This window comes from Hymenobacter montanus (assembly GCF_014699115.1).
GTDB classification, from domain to species: domain Bacteria; phylum Bacteroidota; class Bacteroidia; order Cytophagales; family Hymenobacteraceae; genus Hymenobacter; species Hymenobacter montanus.
In genome coordinates, this window is the sequence record NZ_JACXAD010000026.1 from 33,114 (window position 1) to 50,977 (window position 17,864).

At 58.1% G+C, this 17,864-nt stretch carries 12 protein-coding genes and 1 tRNA gene; 7 read left to right on the top strand and 6 right to left on the bottom strand.

Going from position 1 to position 17,864, the window contains the following annotated elements; all coding sequences use genetic code 11:
- Window positions 1-81: 81 nt before the first annotated feature.
- Window positions 82-579: a fasciclin domain-containing protein gene (locus IC235_RS22270; protein WP_223847417.1), complete on the bottom strand. Its 498-nt coding sequence runs from the start codon at window positions 577-579 to the stop codon at window positions 82-84.
- 830 nt (window positions 580-1,409) lie between these two features.
- A tRNA-Arg gene (locus IC235_RS18945) sits at window positions 1,410-1,481 on the bottom strand.
- A 164-nt stretch (window positions 1,482-1,645) separates the two neighbouring features.
- Between IC235_RS18945 and IC235_RS18950 the strand changes: the two genes are divergently transcribed.
- Window positions 1,646-2,155 carry an Ohr family peroxiredoxin gene (locus IC235_RS18950; protein ID WP_191006777.1) on the top strand — a complete coding sequence of 170 codons (510 nt, stop codon included), beginning with the start codon at window positions 1,646-1,648 and terminating at the stop codon, window positions 2,153-2,155.
- A 420-nt stretch (window positions 2,156-2,575) separates the two neighbouring features.
- Here IC235_RS18950 and sucC read toward each other — a convergent pair whose 3' ends face one another.
- Complete coding sequence (sucC, locus tag IC235_RS18955) at window positions 2,576-3,769, bottom strand: ADP-forming succinate--CoA ligase subunit beta (RefSeq protein ID WP_191006778.1); 1,194 nt, start codon at window positions 3,767-3,769, stop codon at window positions 2,576-2,578.
- Window positions 3,770-4,088: 319 nt separating this feature from the next.
- Between sucC and IC235_RS18960 the strand changes: the two genes are divergently transcribed.
- From IC235_RS18960 to IC235_RS18970, 3 genes are all read left to right on the top strand, one after another.
- Window positions 4,089-4,748 carry an ABC transporter ATP-binding protein gene (locus IC235_RS18960; RefSeq protein ID WP_191006779.1) on the top strand — a complete coding sequence of 220 codons (660 nt, stop codon included), beginning with the start codon at window positions 4,089-4,091 and terminating at the stop codon, window positions 4,746-4,748.
- 456 nt (window positions 4,749-5,204) lie between these two features.
- A complete protein-coding gene (locus tag IC235_RS18965; RefSeq protein ID WP_191006780.1) occupies window positions 5,205-5,987 on the top strand; it encodes a hypothetical protein in 783 nt (260 codons plus the stop codon).
- 402 nt (window positions 5,988-6,389) lie between these two features.
- The gene (locus IC235_RS18970; protein WP_191006781.1) at window positions 6,390-8,339 is read left to right on the top strand and encodes a RecQ family ATP-dependent DNA helicase; all 1,950 of its coding nucleotides are present in this window, start codon (window positions 6,390-6,392) and stop codon (window positions 8,337-8,339) included.
- Between the two features lie 189 nt (window positions 8,340-8,528).
- Here the strand turns inward: IC235_RS18970 and IC235_RS18975 are convergent, their stop codons facing one another.
- Window positions 8,529-8,834, bottom strand: a complete 306-nt coding sequence (locus tag IC235_RS18975; RefSeq protein ID WP_191006782.1) for a rhodanese-like domain-containing protein — start codon at window positions 8,832-8,834, stop codon at window positions 8,529-8,531.
- A 187-nt stretch (window positions 8,835-9,021) separates the two neighbouring features.
- Here IC235_RS18975 and IC235_RS18980 point away from each other — a divergent pair, with 187 nt between their 5' ends.
- The 3 genes from IC235_RS18980 to IC235_RS18990 all read left to right on the top strand — a co-directional run bounded on the left by IC235_RS18980 (window position 9,022) and on the right by IC235_RS18990 (window position 12,580).
- Window positions 9,022-11,364 carry an endonuclease gene (locus IC235_RS18980; protein ID WP_191006783.1) on the top strand — a complete coding sequence of 781 codons (2,343 nt, stop codon included), beginning with the start codon at window positions 9,022-9,024 and terminating at the stop codon, window positions 11,362-11,364.
- A gap of 366 nt (window positions 11,365-11,730) precedes the next feature.
- Window positions 11,731-12,186 (top strand): hypothetical protein, encoded by a 456-nt coding sequence (locus IC235_RS18985; protein WP_191006784.1) that lies wholly within the window; start codon window positions 11,731-11,733, stop codon window positions 12,184-12,186.
- A 103-nt stretch (window positions 12,187-12,289) separates the two neighbouring features.
- Window positions 12,290-12,580, top strand: a complete 291-nt coding sequence (locus IC235_RS18990; RefSeq protein ID WP_191006785.1) for a hypothetical protein — start codon at window positions 12,290-12,292, stop codon at window positions 12,578-12,580.
- 275 nt (window positions 12,581-12,855) lie between these two features.
- On the opposite strand, the gene IC235_RS18995 is transcribed toward IC235_RS18990, so the two are convergent.
- Together IC235_RS18995 and IC235_RS19000 are read right to left on the bottom strand one after the other, a co-directional pair.
- Window positions 12,856-14,985: a TonB-dependent receptor family protein gene (locus tag IC235_RS18995; RefSeq protein WP_191006786.1), complete on the bottom strand. Its 2,130-nt coding sequence runs from the start codon at window positions 14,983-14,985 to the stop codon at window positions 12,856-12,858.
- A gap of 498 nt (window positions 14,986-15,483) precedes the next feature.
- Window positions 15,484-17,385 (bottom strand): T9SS type A sorting domain-containing protein, encoded by a 1,902-nt coding sequence (locus IC235_RS19000; RefSeq protein WP_191006787.1) that lies wholly within the window; start codon window positions 17,383-17,385, stop codon window positions 15,484-15,486.
- Between the last annotated feature and the right edge of the window lie 479 nt (window positions 17,386-17,864).

Consider the following 17,864-nt stretch of genomic DNA (forward strand, 5'->3'; position numbering starts at 1 on the left):
GTGCGGTATCGGTTGCCCGGCGAAGAAGGCAGTATATTAAGGTAGTGGCTACCCCATTATTCCACGGCCTCAGCCAGGACGTTACTTCGCAGGCATCAGCACGGAGTCAACTACATGGGTCACGCCGTTGCTGGAGATTACGTCGGGAATAGTCACGGTGGACATGCCGCCTTTAGCGTCTTTAAGCATCACGCTGCTGCCGCTCTTCATTACCGTCAGTTGCTCGCCCTCCACGGTAGTCAGCACCTGGCCATTGGTGAGGGTGGCAGCAGTGAGGCGGCCGGGCACGACGTGGTAAGTCAGAATTTTGGTGAGCGTAGGCTTCATTGCCGGGGTTACCAGCGAGTTCACCGTACCGGCCGGCAGTTTATCAAATGCGGAGTTGGAGGGGGCAAATACGGTGAAGGGACCCGCACCTTTCAGCGTTTCTACCAAGCCAGCGGCTTTCACAGCCGCTACCAGCGTGGTATGGTCGGCACTGCCAACCGCATTATCGACGATGTCCTTGTTGGGAGTCATCAGGGCGCCGCCTACCATTACGCCGCCGGTGGCGGTACCCGGGCTGGCGCTACTGGTCATACCAGTGCTTTCAGCGCTGGTCGCCCCGGCGCTCATTTTCGAGTCTCCTTTGCGAGGCTTGGTTTTGGCTTTCATCTTGTCGCCGGCTTCGGATTTGCCTTTGACCTTCATTTTCCCATCATCCCCCATCTTCGTTTTGGTCGTCATACCGTCCGCCGTAGTCTTGGTTTTGTCGTCATCGCTCTTGGTTGTCGTCCCGGTTTGGGCGAAAGCCGGAGCAGTAAGAGCAACGGTCAGGGCTAGGATGGCAAAAAGTGGTTTCTTGTTCATGGGTACTGGAAATAGGTAAGAAAAGTAATTGGTGGCTGAAATCTAGGCCTTATAAACTCGTCAACGCATAGCTCACGTTATAGGTTAAGACAAAATTTGAAAGTTCATACTAAATAGCCTTAATAACTTTGACTTTCAAATTATTGAATTGAACTCTACTCCAATAATCTAAATAACTACCTATACCCTCTCACTTCCTACAAACTGCGGGTGTCGATAGAAAGGCCCTTCAGGTCCGTTTGTAATGAGCTTACCTACCTATTTCGTGCAGCAAGCAGCAGTAAGCGTGGGCCAACTTAATAATGCTGGATCTGCAACCTCGTTGCGGTACTCACTTGCTCATCGAGGTCGCAGCAACCAGCCCTGAACTCTCGCAGTTATTTTACTCCAGATTTCAACAGCTCCTGCTCTTCGGATTCAGTTGTAACGTAACATCACTACTAGTGCAACCCGGAAGTGAAAGGAAGTCCAAAGTAGGTGGCCAGGAGCAGGAGTCGTCTCGGATGCCATGCTATGAGCACGAAAAACCCCGCCTGCTTGCCGCAAACGGGGTCCTTGAGTGGTGATGCTAGGAATCGAACCTAGATCAAGAGCTTCGGAAACTCTCATACTATCCGTTGTACGACATCACCGGGACGGGATAGGACTGCAAAAGTAGCCGCAAAAACGCCTTCGACCAAACCTGGGCTCACAATTCCTTGCGGCTTCAGGATGGCTCGCACAACCCAACCGGGGTAAAAGTAGTTAAGTCAGCAGTACTTTCCCGTTGAAATCCTCAACCTTTTACCTATCCTTCATGAAAAAGAACCTGTACACGGCCGATGCTACGGCCGTTGGTGGCCGCAGCGGCCACGTGCGCTCCTCTACCGGCGTTATCGACCTGGAAATGTCAGCTCCCGCAAGTTTGGGTGGCAAAAAGAGCGCTACCAACCCCGAAGAATTATTTGCCGCCGGCTACGCCTCGTGCTTTCAGCAGGCCTTGCTCGTTACGGCCCAGCGCGCCGGCGACGCCCTCGATAAGGAAAGCACCGTGCAGTGTTCGGTTACCCTTTTCCAGGAAGGCGACGGCTACGGCTTGAGCGCCGTTCTCGACGTGGATTTAAAGAAATTCGACGAAAACAAAGCAATTGCCATGGTGCGCCAAGCCCACAAAATTTGCCCGTACTCGGTTGGCACTCGCGGCAACATGGAGGTGGAGCTGCGCGTGATGGGCAAAGCCATTCCTGTAGAAGCAGCTGAAAACGCCGGCGTAGCCGACAAAGGCGGCGTCCAGGAAACTCAGAACGCGGCTCTGGCGGCCCACTAAGCTCCTTAAGGGCCTCGGCGGGTGAAGTGGGAGCTTGCCCGTTCGCGCCGTCCCATCGGCGGTCGTTTGTTTAAGCTCCGCACCCTATGCCTCCTAAAGAGGAGCCGCGTGGCGGTCGTACTCAGTGAAGTATGACTGCTACGCGGCTCTTTTATTTCCCAGGCCGCTCACATTATTCAACTTCGCCGGCTTCATCACCAGCGTTCTCCGCGTGATTTAAATCGCGCTTAAGTAAGTAGCTGATCTTGATGCGATAACAGCAAGACAATGCGATGCCGCCCGGACCGCAGCACTTGAGAAGCAAGACCGGAAGCTATTATATACACCAGACCTTCGAAGCGAAACCCATGAAAAAAGCCTGTTACTTACGCAACAGGCTCTTAACAATGCTGCTGATTAGGGGCCGTTTACCAGCAGGCGCTAGGCGGCTAATACTTCTTTCACGCGAGTGGCCGCATCCTTCAGCAGCACGGCGGAGGAGACTTTCAGGCCGCTTTCGTCGATGATGCGGGCGCCTTCCTCAGCGTTGGTGCCTTGCAGGCGTACGATAATGGGCACGCGAATATCACCGATGGCTTTGTAGGCTTCCACCACGCCGGTCGCCACGCGGTCGCACCGCACGATGCCGCCGAAGATGTTAATCAGGATGGCTTTCACGTTCGGGTCCTTCAGAATAATGCGGAAGCCAGCCTCTACGGTCTGGGCGTTGGCGCCACCTCCGACGTCGAGGAAGTTGGCCGGCTCGCCGCCCGAGAGCTTGATGATGTCCATGGTAGCCATGGCCAGGCCGGCCCCGTTCACCATGCAGCCCACGTTGCCGTCGAGCTTCACGTAGTTCAGGTTGCTGTTGCTGGCTTCCACCTCCAGCGGGTCTTCCTCGTTCAGGTCGCGCAGGGCCATAAAGTCCTTGTGGCGGTAAAGCGCGTTTTCGTCCAGCGTCACCTTGGCGTCTACGGCCAGGATCTTGTTGTCCGATGTTTTCAGCACGGGGTTAATTTCGAACATACTGGAATCGGTTTCGTCGTAGGCCTTGTACAGGGCCGTGACGAACTTCACCATTTCCTTTTGCGCCTCGCCCTCCAGGCCCAGGTTAAACGCGATTTTACGCGCCTGGAAGCCTTGCAGCCCCACGGCGGGGTCGATGTGTTCGCGGTGGATTTTCTCGGGATGCGACTCGGCCACTTCCTCGATGTCCATGCCGCCTTCGGTGGTGTAGATGATGACGTTTTTACCCAGGCCGCGATCCAGCAGCACGCTCATGTAGTACTCCTTGGGCTCGGCCGGGCCGGGGTAGTACACGTCCTGGGCTACTAGTACCTTGTGCACTTTGCGGCCTTCAGGGCCGGTTTGCTTGGTGATGAGCTGCATGCCGATAATGTTGCCAGCCAGCTCCTTTACTTGTTCCAGGTTTTTGGCCACCTTCACTCCGCCCCCTTTGCCCCGGCCGCCGGCGTGGATTTGCGCCTTGATGACGTACCAGTTGGTGCCCGTTTCGGCGTTGAGTTTCTCGGCGGCCGCCACGGCCTCCTCGGGCGTGTCGGCGACGATGCCTTCTTGCACGCGTACGCCGTACTTTTTCAGGATTTCCTTACCCTGATATTCGTGAATGTTCATAAAAATGGTAAAGGGGTGGTGATGCGACTTGGTGGCCCGCTGCCGGCCGTTGTTGCCGCGAAAGTACGGCGGCGCACCGGGATTGCCCCAGGGGCGTGCAATGTGGCCGATAAAGGGGCGCACCGCGCTGCATGGTCCTACGGCCCATACCAGTGGGCCCGCCCGGCCGCGACAGGCTGGTGCTGGAACGCGAGCCAATCAAAGGCAACATCTTAGGGGCTGGAACAACTTGAAAGCCCGGGGCGCCACGCGCGGCTCCGCCGGGATTGTGCGTAGCTTTGCCGGGACTGCACACCCTCCACGTTTCTGGCCGCCTCCGTTGCTGCAAGCTATCAACATTCATAAGAGCTACCATGCTCTGAACGTGCTCAAAGGCATCGATCTAACGATTGAAAAGTCTGAAATCGTAAGCATTGTCGGTTCCTCGGGAGCGGGCAAAAGCACCTTGCTGCACATTCTCGGCACGCTCGACAGCCCTGATTCGGGCGAGGTGCTGTTTGATGGAGAGTCGGTTACCAGTCTGGGTCGCAACGACCTGGCGCGGTTTCGCAACCGGCACATTGGCTTCATCTTTCAGTTTCACAATCTGCTACCTGAGTTTACGGCCCTCGAAAACGTGTGCCTGCCCGCCTACCTGGCCGGGCGCTCCGAAAAGGAAGTCCGCGTTCGGGCCCGCGAGTTGCTGGGCATGCTGAATATGGAGTCCCGGGCCGACCATAAGCCCAGCGAGATGAGCGGCGGTGAGCAGCAACGAGTATCGGTGGCCCGCGCCCTGATCAACTCGCCCGAAATCATCTTCGCCGACGAGCCCAGCGGCAACCTCGACACCAAAAATGCCCAGGAACTTCACCAGGTCTTCTTTCTGTTACGCAAAGAGCTGGGCCAGACCTTCGTCATCGTGACGCACAACGACCAGCTGGCCGAAATGGCCGACCGCAAGATTATCATGCGGGACGGGCGCATCCTGGTGGGTGAGTAGCATCAAAGTGCTACTCAAATTTATAAGACCATTAGTAAAAGAGGGTGCTGCTAGTGTTGTCAACCTTTGGTTGGCCGCACCCAGCAAGCGCATGGCTTAGTAGCTCAATCGTAATGGGCGAGCCAGGGGTGTTGCTTAGCATAAGGTACTTCTAGCCTTCTGGATAAGAGCAGTCAGGGCGTGTCGACAAACTACTGAACCTACTTTACTCTGGGTGCGGCATCAACCGTCAGTCCGGCTCTTCGGTAATGGACTAATCAGAGCCTCGGTGACCGGTTTTCCTATCCATTCGCCGTCTTCCCAACCTCATTAGTTTTAATAAAATCTGATTTCGCACATAATTAACTGATAATCAATATCAAAATTTACTAAAATTTCTGGCTTTTTTGGCACCTTTACCTTTATCTTTGGGTTATTAATCCGAACATCAGTTGGACACATTAAAAAAGCACAGCCATGACCGAGGCCACCAAAACCACCAAGGAAACTACCAAGAAAGTTAAAGTCGAGAGCTACGACATCAGCCGCTCCGATGAGACGCTGGATTTGGCGAAGGACCTCGCTAAGTTCATCAAGGAAAACCAGCTTACCACGAATGTGCAAGGCAAGGAGTTCGTGAACGTGGAAGGCTGGCAGTACGCTGGCTCACGCCTGGGCATCGTGCCCATTATCGAACACGTCATCAACGTGAGCAGCGACCAGGAAATAAAATACCAGGCTAAGGTGACACTATTCGATATTCGCCACCAGCTTACCGTAGGGGCCGGCTTTGCCGTGTGCTCAAGCAAGGAGAGCGGCAAGAAATTCTACCAGGAGTTCGCCATCATGAGCATGGCCCAGACCCGCGCCATTAGCAAAGCCTACCGTAACTGCCTGGCTTGGATCATCCGCGCCGCTGGCTACGAGCCCACCCCCGCCGAGGAGATGGACTACAACACCAACCTGCCAGTTGCCGCTCCCGCTCCGATGGCGGTTGCGGAGCCTGTACCTGCCATGCAGGTGCTGCCCGCCGAGGTACCCGCAGTAGCCGCCGAGCAGGTGGCGCCGGTGCAGTACGCTACGGCTTCGCAGAAAGAAGAAATCATCCGCTTGCTCAACCACCCGGTAATTACCCGTCCGGAGAAAACCAAGATGCTGCTCAACATCAACCGGCTGGACGAAGAGCGCGCCATCCAGGCCATCGCCAAGCTCCGCAAGGCCATTGATGACCGCGAGAACGGCGAGAAGGTAGCAGCGTAAACCCGCGCCCTGAAAATGCTTCCTGCGCATTTGCAACGAAGCGCGGAAACCCGTCACGTATCAAGAATGAAAAAGCCGGCCGTATATAATACGGCCGGCTTTTTCATTCTACCAGTAAGCCATAGAGAAAGTAACGCCGGCACGTGTCTGCGACATGCGGCCGCTTGGCTAAGGCGTCTGTGCCGCCTGACTTCGGACAAGGCCCGCTCTCTGTAACGAAACCCCAGCCGGCCACGAGGTACAGACGCCCAGTTTCGTTCTTAGCCTACCTAAACGCTTTTCCGATAGCCTCTAATAGTTCCGGGTAAGTGGATCGGTAACAGATGTGATATCTCACCTTTATTGGAAACGCGCGGGCAGTATTTTCAGGGGACAGGTTCTCTGGCGCAGTATCTTCGCCCTATGCCCTCTCCTGCCCCCCAAACTTCGCCCCTGGCCCTGCTGCGCGACCACTGGGGCCATAAAGCATTCCGGCCCGGCCAGGAGGAAATCATCAATTCCGTACTGGCCGGGCACGACACGCTGGCGCTGCTACCTACTGGCGGCGGCAAGAGCATCTGCTTCCAGGTGCCGGCTCTGGCACGGCCGGGCCTCTGTATCGTGGTGTCGCCCCTTATTGCCCTGATGAAGGACCAGGTCGACAATCTGCGTCGGCGGGGATTAAAGGCGGAAGCCATTTACGCTGGCATGAGCCACCAGGAAATTGACCACGCGCTGGACAATTGCGTGTACGGCCGGGCGGTGAAATTCCTATACGTGTCGCCCGAGCGGCTGCTCACGGAGTTGTTTCAGGTGCGGGTGGCGAAGATGAGCGTGGGCCTGCTGGCTGTGGACGAGGCCCACTGCCTCTCGCAGTGGGGCTACGATTTCCGGCCCCCGTACCTGCGCATTGCGGAACTGCGGGCACTCTTGCCCGCGGACGTGCCGGTTGTGGCTCTCACGGCCACGGCCACGGCCCAGGTGCAGGCGGATATCGTGGCCAAGCTGGAGTTCCGGGCCGGCCACAACGTTTTTCGACAGAGCTTTGCCCGGCCCCGGCTGTCGTACTCGGTGCTGCCCACCGAGGACAAGCTGCGCCGACTGCTGGCAGTGGTGCGCGGCGTAGGGCCCACGCAAACCGGCATTGTGTACGCCCGCACCCGGCGGCAAACGGAAGAAACGGCCGCGTTCCTGCAGCAGCATCAGTTCGCCGCCGCCGCCTACCACGCCGGGCTCCCGGCCGACAAGCGCACTCAGGTACAGCAGGACTGGATTGCCGACCGGACCCGGCTCATCGTGGCCACCAACGCCTTTGGCATGGGCATCGACAAGCCTGATGTGCGCCTGGTGGCCCACCTCGACGCTCCCGATACGCTGGAGGCCTACTACCAGGAGGCGGGCCGCGCCGGGCGCGACGGCCACTACGCCTTTGCCGTGCTGCTGGCCGGCCCCAACGATGCCGATGACCTACGCCACCGCACCAACCAATCGTTCCCCCCACTCGACACGGTGCGGCGCGTGTACCAGGCCCTGGCCAACTACTCGCGCACGGCGGTGGGCGGCGGTGAGCTGGCCGCGTTTGACTTCGACCTCCCACAGTTTGCCGAAACCTACCGCATCCGGGCGGTGGATGCGCATAATACCTTGAGAATTTTGCAGCGCGAGGGATTTGTGCAATTAAACGAGGCAGTCAACAGCCCGGCCCGGGTGCACCTGATCCTGAACCATCAGGACTTGTACGCCTTTCAGGTGGCCAATGCCCAACACGACTTGCTAATAAAAGCACTGCTGCGACTGCACGGCGGCGAGCTGTTTACCGATTTCCAACCCATCTCGGAGAACGCAGTGGCTACCCACCTGCGCCGGAGCGTGACGGAAGTACGCCAGCAGCTACGCTACCTGCACACGGCCGGCATTTTGCACTACCATCCCCGGCAAGAGTCGCCGCAGGCCATGTTTACCACGCCACGCTTCGAGGCGTCGAAGCTGCCCATCGACCAGGTACGCATGACGGCGGCCCGCGACCTGGCCCGCCACAAGACCAACGCCGTGGCCCAGTACCTGGCGGGGGGCCGCTGCCGCCAACAGCTGCTACTCACGTATTTCGACGAAGCTGATCCGGCCCCTTGCGGGGTGTGCGACCACTGCCTGGCCGAGAAGAAGGCTGCCCAGGCGGCAACCGAAGCAGCTACACTGCACGAGCCGGTGCTGCAGCGGCTTCGTCAAACCGCCCAAACCCCGCGCGAACTGCTGGCGTCCTTCGCGCCCCAGCAGGCGGCGGCGGTCACGGCCACCCTGCGCGAGTTGGTAGACCGCGGCGAGCTGGCGTACGCGGCCGACGGCAAGCTGCAGGTACCGCCGCCGAGAAGCTAGATTTCTGGCGCAGCTTAACGAAGAGCTATTCCTCCGGACCAATGTCTTTTTTTCGCTGGTTGGCCACGGCCAGCCTTCGTGGCCGTGATGCGATTCCCGAATAAGAAATTGCTTCCTGCGATAAACCAGCCAATATTCCGCCTACGACGCAGCCACGTTTGACGGAACCAAAGAAGGCCAGGCTCTGCCCTAAATACCCGCGGCCAGGTAGGCCTGGTAGCCGCCAACAAGGTTGCGCACGTTGGTAAAACCCTGCTGGGTGAGGTAGGCTTTAGCCGAGGCCGAGCGGCCACCGCCTTTGCAGTGCACAATAATTTCCTGATCCTTCAGTTCAGCGAGGTCGTCGAGCTTATCGGGAAGAGTGTTGAGTGGGATGTTTTGGGCGTCGGCGATCCGGCCCTCCTCGTGCTCCCAGGTTTCACGCACGTCGATGATGGTGAGATTTTCGTGGGCCTGCTGGCGCTGGTGGAGCTCGGTAGGAGTGATATCAGACATGACGGTAAGAGTGAAGGGGGGAGAAAAAATGGGTGAGCGAAAGTACGACGCAAGTCTTCTTGTTATGGTAATGCACGAAGGATCAATGGCACCCGGCCAGGTTTTACCTTTGTGATTCAGTGCCCTCCGATTTTTACTGCTCTTCCTGTTTTTCCACCCCACTCTTTGCTTCCTTATTTATTTCTTCATGAAAAACCTCTTCCCTTCCTTGCTGGTAGTGCTGGGCCTGCTGCCGGCGGCCCTTCGGGCGCAAACGGTGCCGCCAATGCCGCCCGCGCCGCCGGCTAACCTGCAAGGAGTAGCCCTGCGCGACTGGTACCGCGCCAACTGGTATGATGGCAAACGCGTGGTGCTCAGCTACAATGCGGCGCGTGGCCGAATGTATAACTACGTCGACAACGTTAATAACCAGGTGACATGCGTGTATTCGGGATATACGGAAAACGTGCCCTACAATGCCACCAGCACCAACCCTGACGTGGTGACCGACATCAACTGCGAGCACTCCATCCCGCAGTCGTGGTTTGATGAAGTCGTGCGGATGCGCTCCGACATCCATCACCTCTTTCCCACCCGCATTCAGTGGAACTCAGACCGCGGCTCCGACCCGTTTGCCGACGTTCCCGATGCCAGCACGCTGGGCTGGCTGCGGGGCACCACCCGTCTGACGACCATCCCAACCAGCAACATCGACGAATACAGCGAGGATACCAACAGCCAGTTTGAGCCCCGCGAAGACCACAAGGGCAACCTCGCCCGCGCGGCGTTTTACTTCTACACCATGCACGCCAACGAAGGTTTCGACCCCGGCAAGGGCGTTATTACGGCCTTGGCCGACTTGGCGACCCTATACCGCTGGCACCTGGCCGACCCGGTGGACGCCCGCGAAATTGAACGCAACAACCGGGTAGCCGCCAGCCAGGGCAATTTCAATCCCTACATTGCCTACCCGGCCACGGTAGCCACGGCCTGGAACCTGGCCCCCGCCGGCCCCACTTTTAGCTTCGCGGCCCCCAGCGGCACCCGCGCCGAGGGCAACACCGGCCCGAGTACCTATACCTTCACGGTGAACCTGAGCCCCGCCGCCACGGCCCCCGTCACGGTGCAAGTGAGCGTGGATGCAGCCAACTCGACGGCCACCAGCGGCACCGATTTCGTCTTTGCCTCGCCCACTACGGTTACGTTCCCGGCGGGCGCTACCAGCCAGACAGTAACCCTGACCGTAAATGGCGATACCCAGCCCGAAGGCGATGAAACGGTAGTCCTGACCCTGGCCAACCCCAGCACCGGCAACAGCGTGGGCAGCCCCAGCGTCCACACCCTTACCCTCACCAACGACGACGGGCCCGCGCCGACCCTGGCTTTTGCCGCCGCGACGGGCAGCGCCTCGGAGGGCAATACCGGCACCAGCACCTACACCACCAACGTTACCCTGACCAACCCCGGTACCCTTACCTTTCCTATCACGGTGCCCGTGACCGTGGATGCCACCGGCACCACCGCCACCCCAGCTACTGATTATACCTTGAGCACCCCCACGCTCACTTTCGCCAGTGCTGCGGCTCTTACCCAGCCGGTGGCTGTGACCGTGGTGGGTGACCTTACTTACGAGCCCAACGAAACGGTGCGCCTGCTGTTGGGCACCCCTTCCGATGCCAGTATCACTCGGGGCGTGCCCAATGCTCACGTGCTCACCATCATGAACGACGATACCCCGCCAGTCGGGGCCCCCTGCACCAAGCTGTATTTCTCGCAGTACATTGAGTCGAATACAGGCAACACCAAAGTCCTGGAAATATATAATCCCACCGCCTCCCCCATGCCGCTGACCGGCAAGCGCGTGGTGCTGTACCAGCCTGGCAACTCTTCTCCTGGCTTCAGCCAGCCCCTTACCGGCACCATCGCACCCGGCGATGTCTACGTCATCGGCAACACGGGTCTGACCAGCTCTGTGGTAGCGCCCGAAGTGGATTTGCTATCCAATGTCTGCTATTTCAGCGGGGCGCACTCTTTAGCCTTGTTTGATGGAACTGATACGCTGGACGTCATCGGCCTGATTGGCCGAACTCCCAGTGGTGGCGGCTGGAGCGTTACGAGTGGTTCGACCATGAACAACAGCCTCGTGCGCCAGCCCACTACTAGCCAGGGAGGTCGTTGGAATGGTCCTTACGGCAGTGCCACTTGGTCGGCCCTGGGAGCCGATAACTTTGCCGGCGTGGGCAGCTACAGCAGCTCGGTCTGCCCTCTTCTCACGGCTAACCGGGCCGCCACGGGGCTGCGCAACGCCCTCGAAATGTATCCTAACCCCACCAGTGGCACCGTACAGTTGCGCCTGCCCGGCTTGCCCACAGCCCGCACCGCTGCCGTGGCCGTGCTCGACCTGCTGGGCCGCCCCGTACGCCAGCGCACTACGCAGCTCAGCGCCACCGCAGCCACGCAGCTCGACCTGAGCGGCCTACCCGCCGGCATCTACGCCGTACGCGTGAGCTGCGCCGATGTCGAATACAGCGGCCGGGTGGTAATCCAGTAGCCACTGATAGTGAGATGAAAGGTTGTGGCAACCGCGACTCACTGTAAGGAATTTGTTCTGGTTTGAGTGACTACTTAATAATGTAAAAAGCCCCGGTTCTAAGCTGAGCCGGGGCTTTCTGTGGCTAAGCGCAGACGAGCTTAGCCTACCAAAAAAGCAACGATGGGCTCCCTCCGTCTGGGTTCAGACCCACTATGTTGGTGATGGCACCATGTTAAGGATAGCCCGGTTTTCAGAAACTGAAGGGCCGGGGAAGTCAGGTTGCCCGGCGTAGAGATGAACGGCAACTGCCGGATTGCGTACACCCTACGTACACTAGCTAAAATACGGGCTCGGCCCGTTTGGTTTTTCTCTTTCTTCTTCCTCATGGATACGCAAAACACTCCCCTGCCGCCGGCCAACGATTTTCGCCCTCAGGACCAACAAGACCGCGCCGCTACGGCTCGTCCCAACCCGAACGACCCGATTATTCATGCCAGCAGCCCCAACTACGGCGACTTCGGCGGCGTGTCGCACGGGGCCTCCGACGCCTCGGCAACCACTGCGAATGCCTCGGCGGGGCGCGACGGCTCGAACGACAACCCGGACGAGTTCAGCGAATTACGCAGCCGGGAACGCGACGCCCGCAACGCCCCCAACAACCCCCTGGATCAGCCCGGCCACATCGAGCAAAACCAGGATCCGGCCGCCGTTCGAGCCACGCAAGACGAGAACTACGATGAGCTACGCACGGCTTGGGCACAGGACGACCCCCGCTACGCGGGCGGCGGCACCCACAACACCCGCGAGGAATCGGCCAGCACCAAAGACAACCAAGACTAATTAGTCAGCTACTAATAAGCAATGCCAACGAGCCCTTGGTAAATACCAACGAGTGTTGCTCATTAGTCAGCTGCTCTCTGCTCATCATTAATTGCTCTTCTTTATGTCTCCTGAAAATTCTGACCAGCACGACACCCCCACCCAAGACCCTAATGCTGGCGATGGTGCTTCCACCCCCATGCTTGAGGCCGAAACCTACGGCCAAATAGTAGACGACAATAAGCCCTCCGGCGGTCAAACGCAAGCCGATCAGGAGGATGATTCTCTGCGCATGGATCGCGAAGCGCGCACTTCAACCGGTCCGGCACGGGCGTCGGATGAAAACCTCCCCCGCGAGCTAACCGACCCCAGCGACCGCGCTTTCACGCTTCCCGAAGAGCAGGGTCCGAACTAGACTTGTTGCGCACGGAAGCTAACGACCTTCGCCAAACCGGCAACCAGGTGAATCCGGATTCTCCGTAACCCACCTTTTATTATGGCAATCGTTTTTTAAGTAGCAGCACCTCAGTAACTGTAGCGTTCTGCTTTATTTGATTACGACCGAAGGACTATTTAGTGCTTGAAAAGCCCCGGCTCTGCTCAGAGTCGGGGCTTTTCGGATTAACAGGCTATTCGCGAACACCCCAACTCCTCTGAACGCCAGCTCAGCAAGGGCCAACTCCGTCTCCCCTACCACTGCCAGCCCACCTGTGCCCCCGCGTACCAGCTACGGCCCGGGGCAGGCTGAAAATACCGTCCACCAAAGGCATTCAGGTCGTTGCCGAGGCTGTAATCGCGATTTGCAGCGTTGTCGATGCCCGCGTAAGCATTGGCTTCGAAATGGTGCGCCAGGATGCGCCGCCAGCCCCCCCGCACCCCAAACACCCAGTAGCCTGGCGCGTCATCGGTATTCGCGTCGTTGAGTGCCACGCGGGCTTGGTGGCTCCCACTCGGATTGAGATAGAAGCCCGTCGGGTGGCTAAAATCGAGCCCTCCGCTGAAAGTGTGGGGCGCGGTACCCGGGAGCCGATTGCCGCGCAGGTCGAGCCCACCGCTGGAGTAGCTGCCGAAGCGGAAGTTATTGTACGCGTAGCTGGCCCAGGCCCGCAGGCCAGTCGGGCCGGCTAAGGTGGTCGGACCGGAGGTACTGGCTTTCTCCGGGCCAGGAGCTACCGTTTGCCACAGCCAGCCGCTTAAGGCTGCTTCGAGGCCCCGCTGGTGGGTGCGGCCCGTATTGCGGAACACGACGATGCCCTGGTCGGTCGTACTGCTGACAATGGTTTGGCGCAACTCAAAATCAAATGCATTAACCTCGTAGCGCACCCGGGTGGCAAAGAAATTGCCCCGGGCTCCTACCTCGTAGCTGGTGCCGCGCTCGGCTTGCAGCGTGGCGTTCAGGCTGGCATCGGACGGCCGAATTTCCTCCACCGTCGGCGGCGAGAAGCCGGTGCTAGCGCTGGCGTACACCGACAGCTGGGGGCTAAACTCCTTCAGCAAAGCCACCCGTGGCGACACTTCTGGTCGAAAGCTACGGCTAAACTGGTAGCTATTGGGACGAACAGCGGCGGCACTCACCCGCGCGATACGGTAGCGGAGGCGGTTGTAGCTGGCGGCAATAGTCAGCAGCCAAGCGGCGGGTAGATCGTAGTCGGCCTGCGCGAAAACGAAGCCGGTACTGATGCTGATTTCATCATCGTAGCGCAGGGCTCCCGGCGTACCGCGGTTGTTCTCATAGCTGCGACCATCGGCAAAGCTGCCTTGAAACTCAGCACCGCCTTGCAGTCGCAACTCTCGCCCGGCCAGGACGGGGCGGTAGCTCAGCACGGTGCGCCCACCCAGGCCCAGGGCCGTATTTCGCTCATAATCGGACAGGTACGGGGTACGAATGGCCGTGCCGTTGCCGTAAAATGTGGTTTGCAGGGCGAGGCGGTCCGCGAACCGGTGTTCATGCGTGAGGCCGAGCAGGCCCGTGCGCGAAGCATAGCAGGCTTGCTGCGCCACCGTGCCGGGGACCGTGGCCGTGCCGGGCCGCGCCTGGCGCGGGTTGGCCGTAAACTGCGCCCGGGTAATGCCGCCGGGTAGCTGGTAATTGATGTCGGTGTAGAGCAGATGGACTGCGAGCGTGGTTTTAGCGCTGGGCATCTGGCGCGCATCGAGCGCAAATACGTCGCGCTGCAGGGCACTTTGCTCGCGGTAGCCCGCTAGTTCCTGGTGCGCGTACTGCGCCCGCAGGCTGGCGGTGGTGCTGCCGGTTTCGGCAATGATGGTACTGCGGCGCAGCCCGTAGCTGCCCACGGTGGCCCCAACCGCCACCCGGCTGGAACCGGCCGCTACCTCCGGTGTGCTGAATAAGGCCACTCCGCCGGTGCCGGCGCCATACACGCTTCCGGCGGGGCCTTTGAGCACTTCGAGCCGGCCAACAATGGCAGGATCCAGCAAATTCAGGGGCGTGCTGCCACTAGCTTCGGTGAAGGGAATGCCGTTGTAGTACACTTTCACGTTGCGCACGCCAAAGGGCGAGCGTAACGTGCTGCCCCGAATGCTGAGCCGGTAGCTTGCCGTTGCCCGTTCCTCGAGCCGCACGCCGGGCAACGTGTTCACGGCCTGCGTGAGCGCGGCGGGGCTGAACTGCTCGATTGTGCGGGCGTCAACTACGCCCACGGCGGCAGCGGTGCGGCGTAGCGGCAATTGTTGGCCGTAGCCGGTTACCATGGCTTCGGGCAAGGCTACGGTGTGGGTGGTATCGGCGGGGGTCTGAGCCAGGGCGACAGAGTGCGGCAGCCACAGCACAAAAGCAAAAAACAGAGAGCGAGCAGGCATAAGGAGCGATACAGGTAGAGAAGCGCGGAACTACGCAATACGGCGATGGCCAGGAAGAATCGCCTCGACTAAGGGGCTGATAAGGTGAAGATGTACGCCAGCCTCCACCGAGTCAAACATTCCTTGGGCTGGCTCAAAGAGGCCCGGGAATTTGCTACCTGCTACGAAAACCGCTCCTGCCTTTCCCGCCGTAGCCTACTCCCTCTTCGCAATTTGCACGGAGCAGGAAGTTAACTGAAGTTAAACCTCATAATTTAAGGTAACTATTTCATCCTAAGGTGGCTTCTGAGTTAAACTTTTAACCCAAGCCGTGCTTATATGAATCGGCAAAGAGAAAGTTTCTCAACGCTCACCCCGCAGCCTAAGCGTACTCTGGTAAAAGCTTGCCCTAAGGCATCAGCATAGACTATGAAAGGCATTTAGGAACCTGGTTTACAAAAGAAAAGGGCAGCCATGATGGCTGCCCTTTTCTTTTAGCAAGAAAGTCGTCAGGTGAGCTTACTTGGCAATGGTTAGCTGACGGGTAGTAAATTCATTACCCGTCTGCACCTTGAGCAGGTACATGCCATTGGCTAAGCTGGAAAGGTTCACCTCGTTGATGAAGTTGTCTTTCAGCGACGTGGTGTAAACCTGCTGGCCCAACATGTTCACCACATTTACTTGCAGGTTGTCCTTGGCGTTGGCACCGCGCACTTCCAGCTTCACCAAGCCCGTTGAGGGGTTAGGATACATCCACACGGCCCGGTTCAGGGCTTTCGATGTGCCTAGCACCACCGCGGTTTGGGCATCTATTACAAACGCGCCGAGATTAGATACAGCAGCATCACTTAGCGTCCCACCTGCAGCGGTGAAAGGAGCAATGGTGAAGAACGCGCCCGAACGCGTAGGCGATTCAGGCAAAGTTGCCACAGGAAAATAACCACTGCCACCAGCAGGAGCGGCGGTCTGTACCATGCCCACGTAAAAGTCGCCGGCTGCTACTGAAACAGGAGTGTTGAAAACGAAGGATTTGGTTCGACCGATGTCAGCAGTCTGAACGACATAGTCAGCAGAACGCGCGAGTACAGCGCCAGCTGCGTTTACGGCTACACCATACACGGTGCGGCCAACTGTGTTAGCGCCACCTTCTAGCCAAACTCCTACAGCACTAACGGTACGTGCCACTGGTGTGTTGAACTTGGCTATAAGAGCCCCCGTGGTAGTAGGACCAAATCCTACGCTACCGGCAGGGTCGGGAGTGGCATTGTTAGCGTAGCTAAATGTATTGGCTGTTACCACCTGCGTATACGCTTTGGAGTTATTACCAGGCACTGCATCAGCTGGTACCGTTACCGTCAACGTATTATTGCCGGTCGTGGTAGGTGTAAAGGCGTTAAAAGAGACGGTGGCAGATGCCCCTGCTGCCAGCGAAGGCACGACTTTAGTGTTCGTAAACGTGTTGGCGCCGGTCACGTTCAGCGTCACGTTTAGGTTAGTGAGGGCTGCCGAGCCGGCGTTGCGTACCACTGCTTGTACTACTTGTGGGCTAGCAACCGGGGCCTTTCCTAATGAATAAATTACCTGGGCGGCGGCATCGTTAGCGGGCAGTGGCGGCCCGGCGACGAAGCGGTACGTACGACCGGGATCTGGCAAGAAAGTATTACGCATGAAGTGCGCTTGTAAGGCGGCTGGCTGGTCGAAGGTGGTAGCGGTCCAAGGCGTGGCACTGGCAGGCTTCAGGGCCAATACCCGGTCGCTAGCCGCTATCGACGAGCCTTTCAAGCCAATAACTGCCGGCTGGCCGGTAGCAGTACCAGTAGTTGCGGTCCAAGTGCCGTAGACTAGTTCGATATTGTTAGTTCCCTCAAACAGCCGAATTTGGAACTGCATAGTAGCAAACTGCGCTGGCACCACCGGCGGGCCAGGCGAGCTGTAGTCGCGCAGATTCTTAAACTGAATGGTGCACACGCGGTTTGGCGCCGTACCAGTGGTTGCTACCCGAAATCCCGTGGGGTTGGCCGTTTGGTCAGCAGCGCCATAAAGATCCAGGTTCGAGATAGCTGCGATAATGTCCTTATCAAGATCATTGCCACTACCAATAGCATTGAGGAGCATATTACTGGAAGGAGCATTAACACCGAGCTTGATAAAGCCATTCGTACTTAGGACAAAGTTTGAGTAAGCCACCCCGTCGTAGAGGAATGTAAAGCCAATGCTTTGGGGAGACGATATAGCATTATCGTTGTTCGCAACCGCAATAGCAGTACCGGTGGCTCCCAAATCGGTGTAAGTACCGGCCGTATTAACGGCTAGCGAGGTCGGATAATTCAGAAACTGTGCTTGCGTTGTGGCTACACTGCCAAGACCAAGCAACGTAGCAAGCCCCAGCTTCCGCCAGAGCGCGATGTAAGAGTTTGTCATCAGGTAAAAGTTTTAGAAAATGAAAAAGGGTTGGTGAGGAAAATATGAAATATACAGCAGCAGCAAAGTTTATTGAAACTTTCTGCCCTCAAATCTACTCTTTTTCTAAGAAAATCCAAGGTCGTGGCGAAGAATCAAAAAAGTTGCCTCCGTGCTCGTACTTTGAACCTCGCTGGGGTTTGGCCTTTTGCCTTGGCCTTCAATGACATCAACCGTGATTATTTCATCGTTTATAGAACTATTGGGCACTGGCCACGCTACTAATCAGCCAACACGGGTCTTGTAACAAGCGGGCCTCAGGCACTCTACTTCGGCAGCCGCACTATCTAATCTGCCACCATTTTAGCCTGGCCATATCCGGCGCCCAAGTAGATTTGGCTACGCCCCCCTAACGTGTATTTATCCGGCTGTGCCCGATGCGGCCATTCCTGAACTGCTGGCACGAACCCAGTACATATACACCTTTTAGTATGGTACCC

Coding starts and splice junctions, on each gene's coding strand:
- IC235_RS22270 (WP_223847417.1), bottom strand. CDS start 579: ATGACCAGTAGCGCCAGCCCGGGTACCGCCACCGGCGGCGTAATGGTA.
- IC235_RS18950 (WP_191006777.1), top strand. CDS start 1,646: ATGAAAAAGAACCTGTACACGGCCGATGCTACGGCCGTTGGTGGCCGC.
- sucC (WP_191006778.1), bottom strand. CDS start 3,769: ATGAACATTCACGAATATCAGGGTAAGGAAATCCTGAAAAAGTACGGC.
- IC235_RS18965 (WP_191006780.1), top strand. CDS start 5,205: ATGACCGAGGCCACCAAAACCACCAAGGAAACTACCAAGAAAGTTAAA.
- IC235_RS18970 (WP_191006781.1), top strand. CDS start 6,390: ATGCCCTCTCCTGCCCCCCAAACTTCGCCCCTGGCCCTGCTGCGCGAC.
- IC235_RS18975 (WP_191006782.1), bottom strand. CDS start 8,834: ATGTCTGATATCACTCCTACCGAGCTCCACCAGCGCCAGCAGGCCCAC.
- IC235_RS18980 (WP_191006783.1), top strand. CDS start 9,022: ATGAAAAACCTCTTCCCTTCCTTGCTGGTAGTGCTGGGCCTGCTGCCG.
- IC235_RS18985 (WP_191006784.1), top strand. CDS start 11,731: ATGGATACGCAAAACACTCCCCTGCCGCCGGCCAACGATTTTCGCCCT.
- IC235_RS18990 (WP_191006785.1), top strand. CDS start 12,290: ATGTCTCCTGAAAATTCTGACCAGCACGACACCCCCACCCAAGACCCT.
- IC235_RS18995 (WP_191006786.1), bottom strand. CDS start 14,985: ATGCCTGCTCGCTCTCTGTTTTTTGCTTTTGTGCTGTGGCTGCCGCAC.
- IC235_RS19000 (WP_191006787.1), bottom strand. CDS start 17,385: ATGACAAACTCTTACATCGCGCTCTGGCGGAAGCTGGGGCTTGCTACG.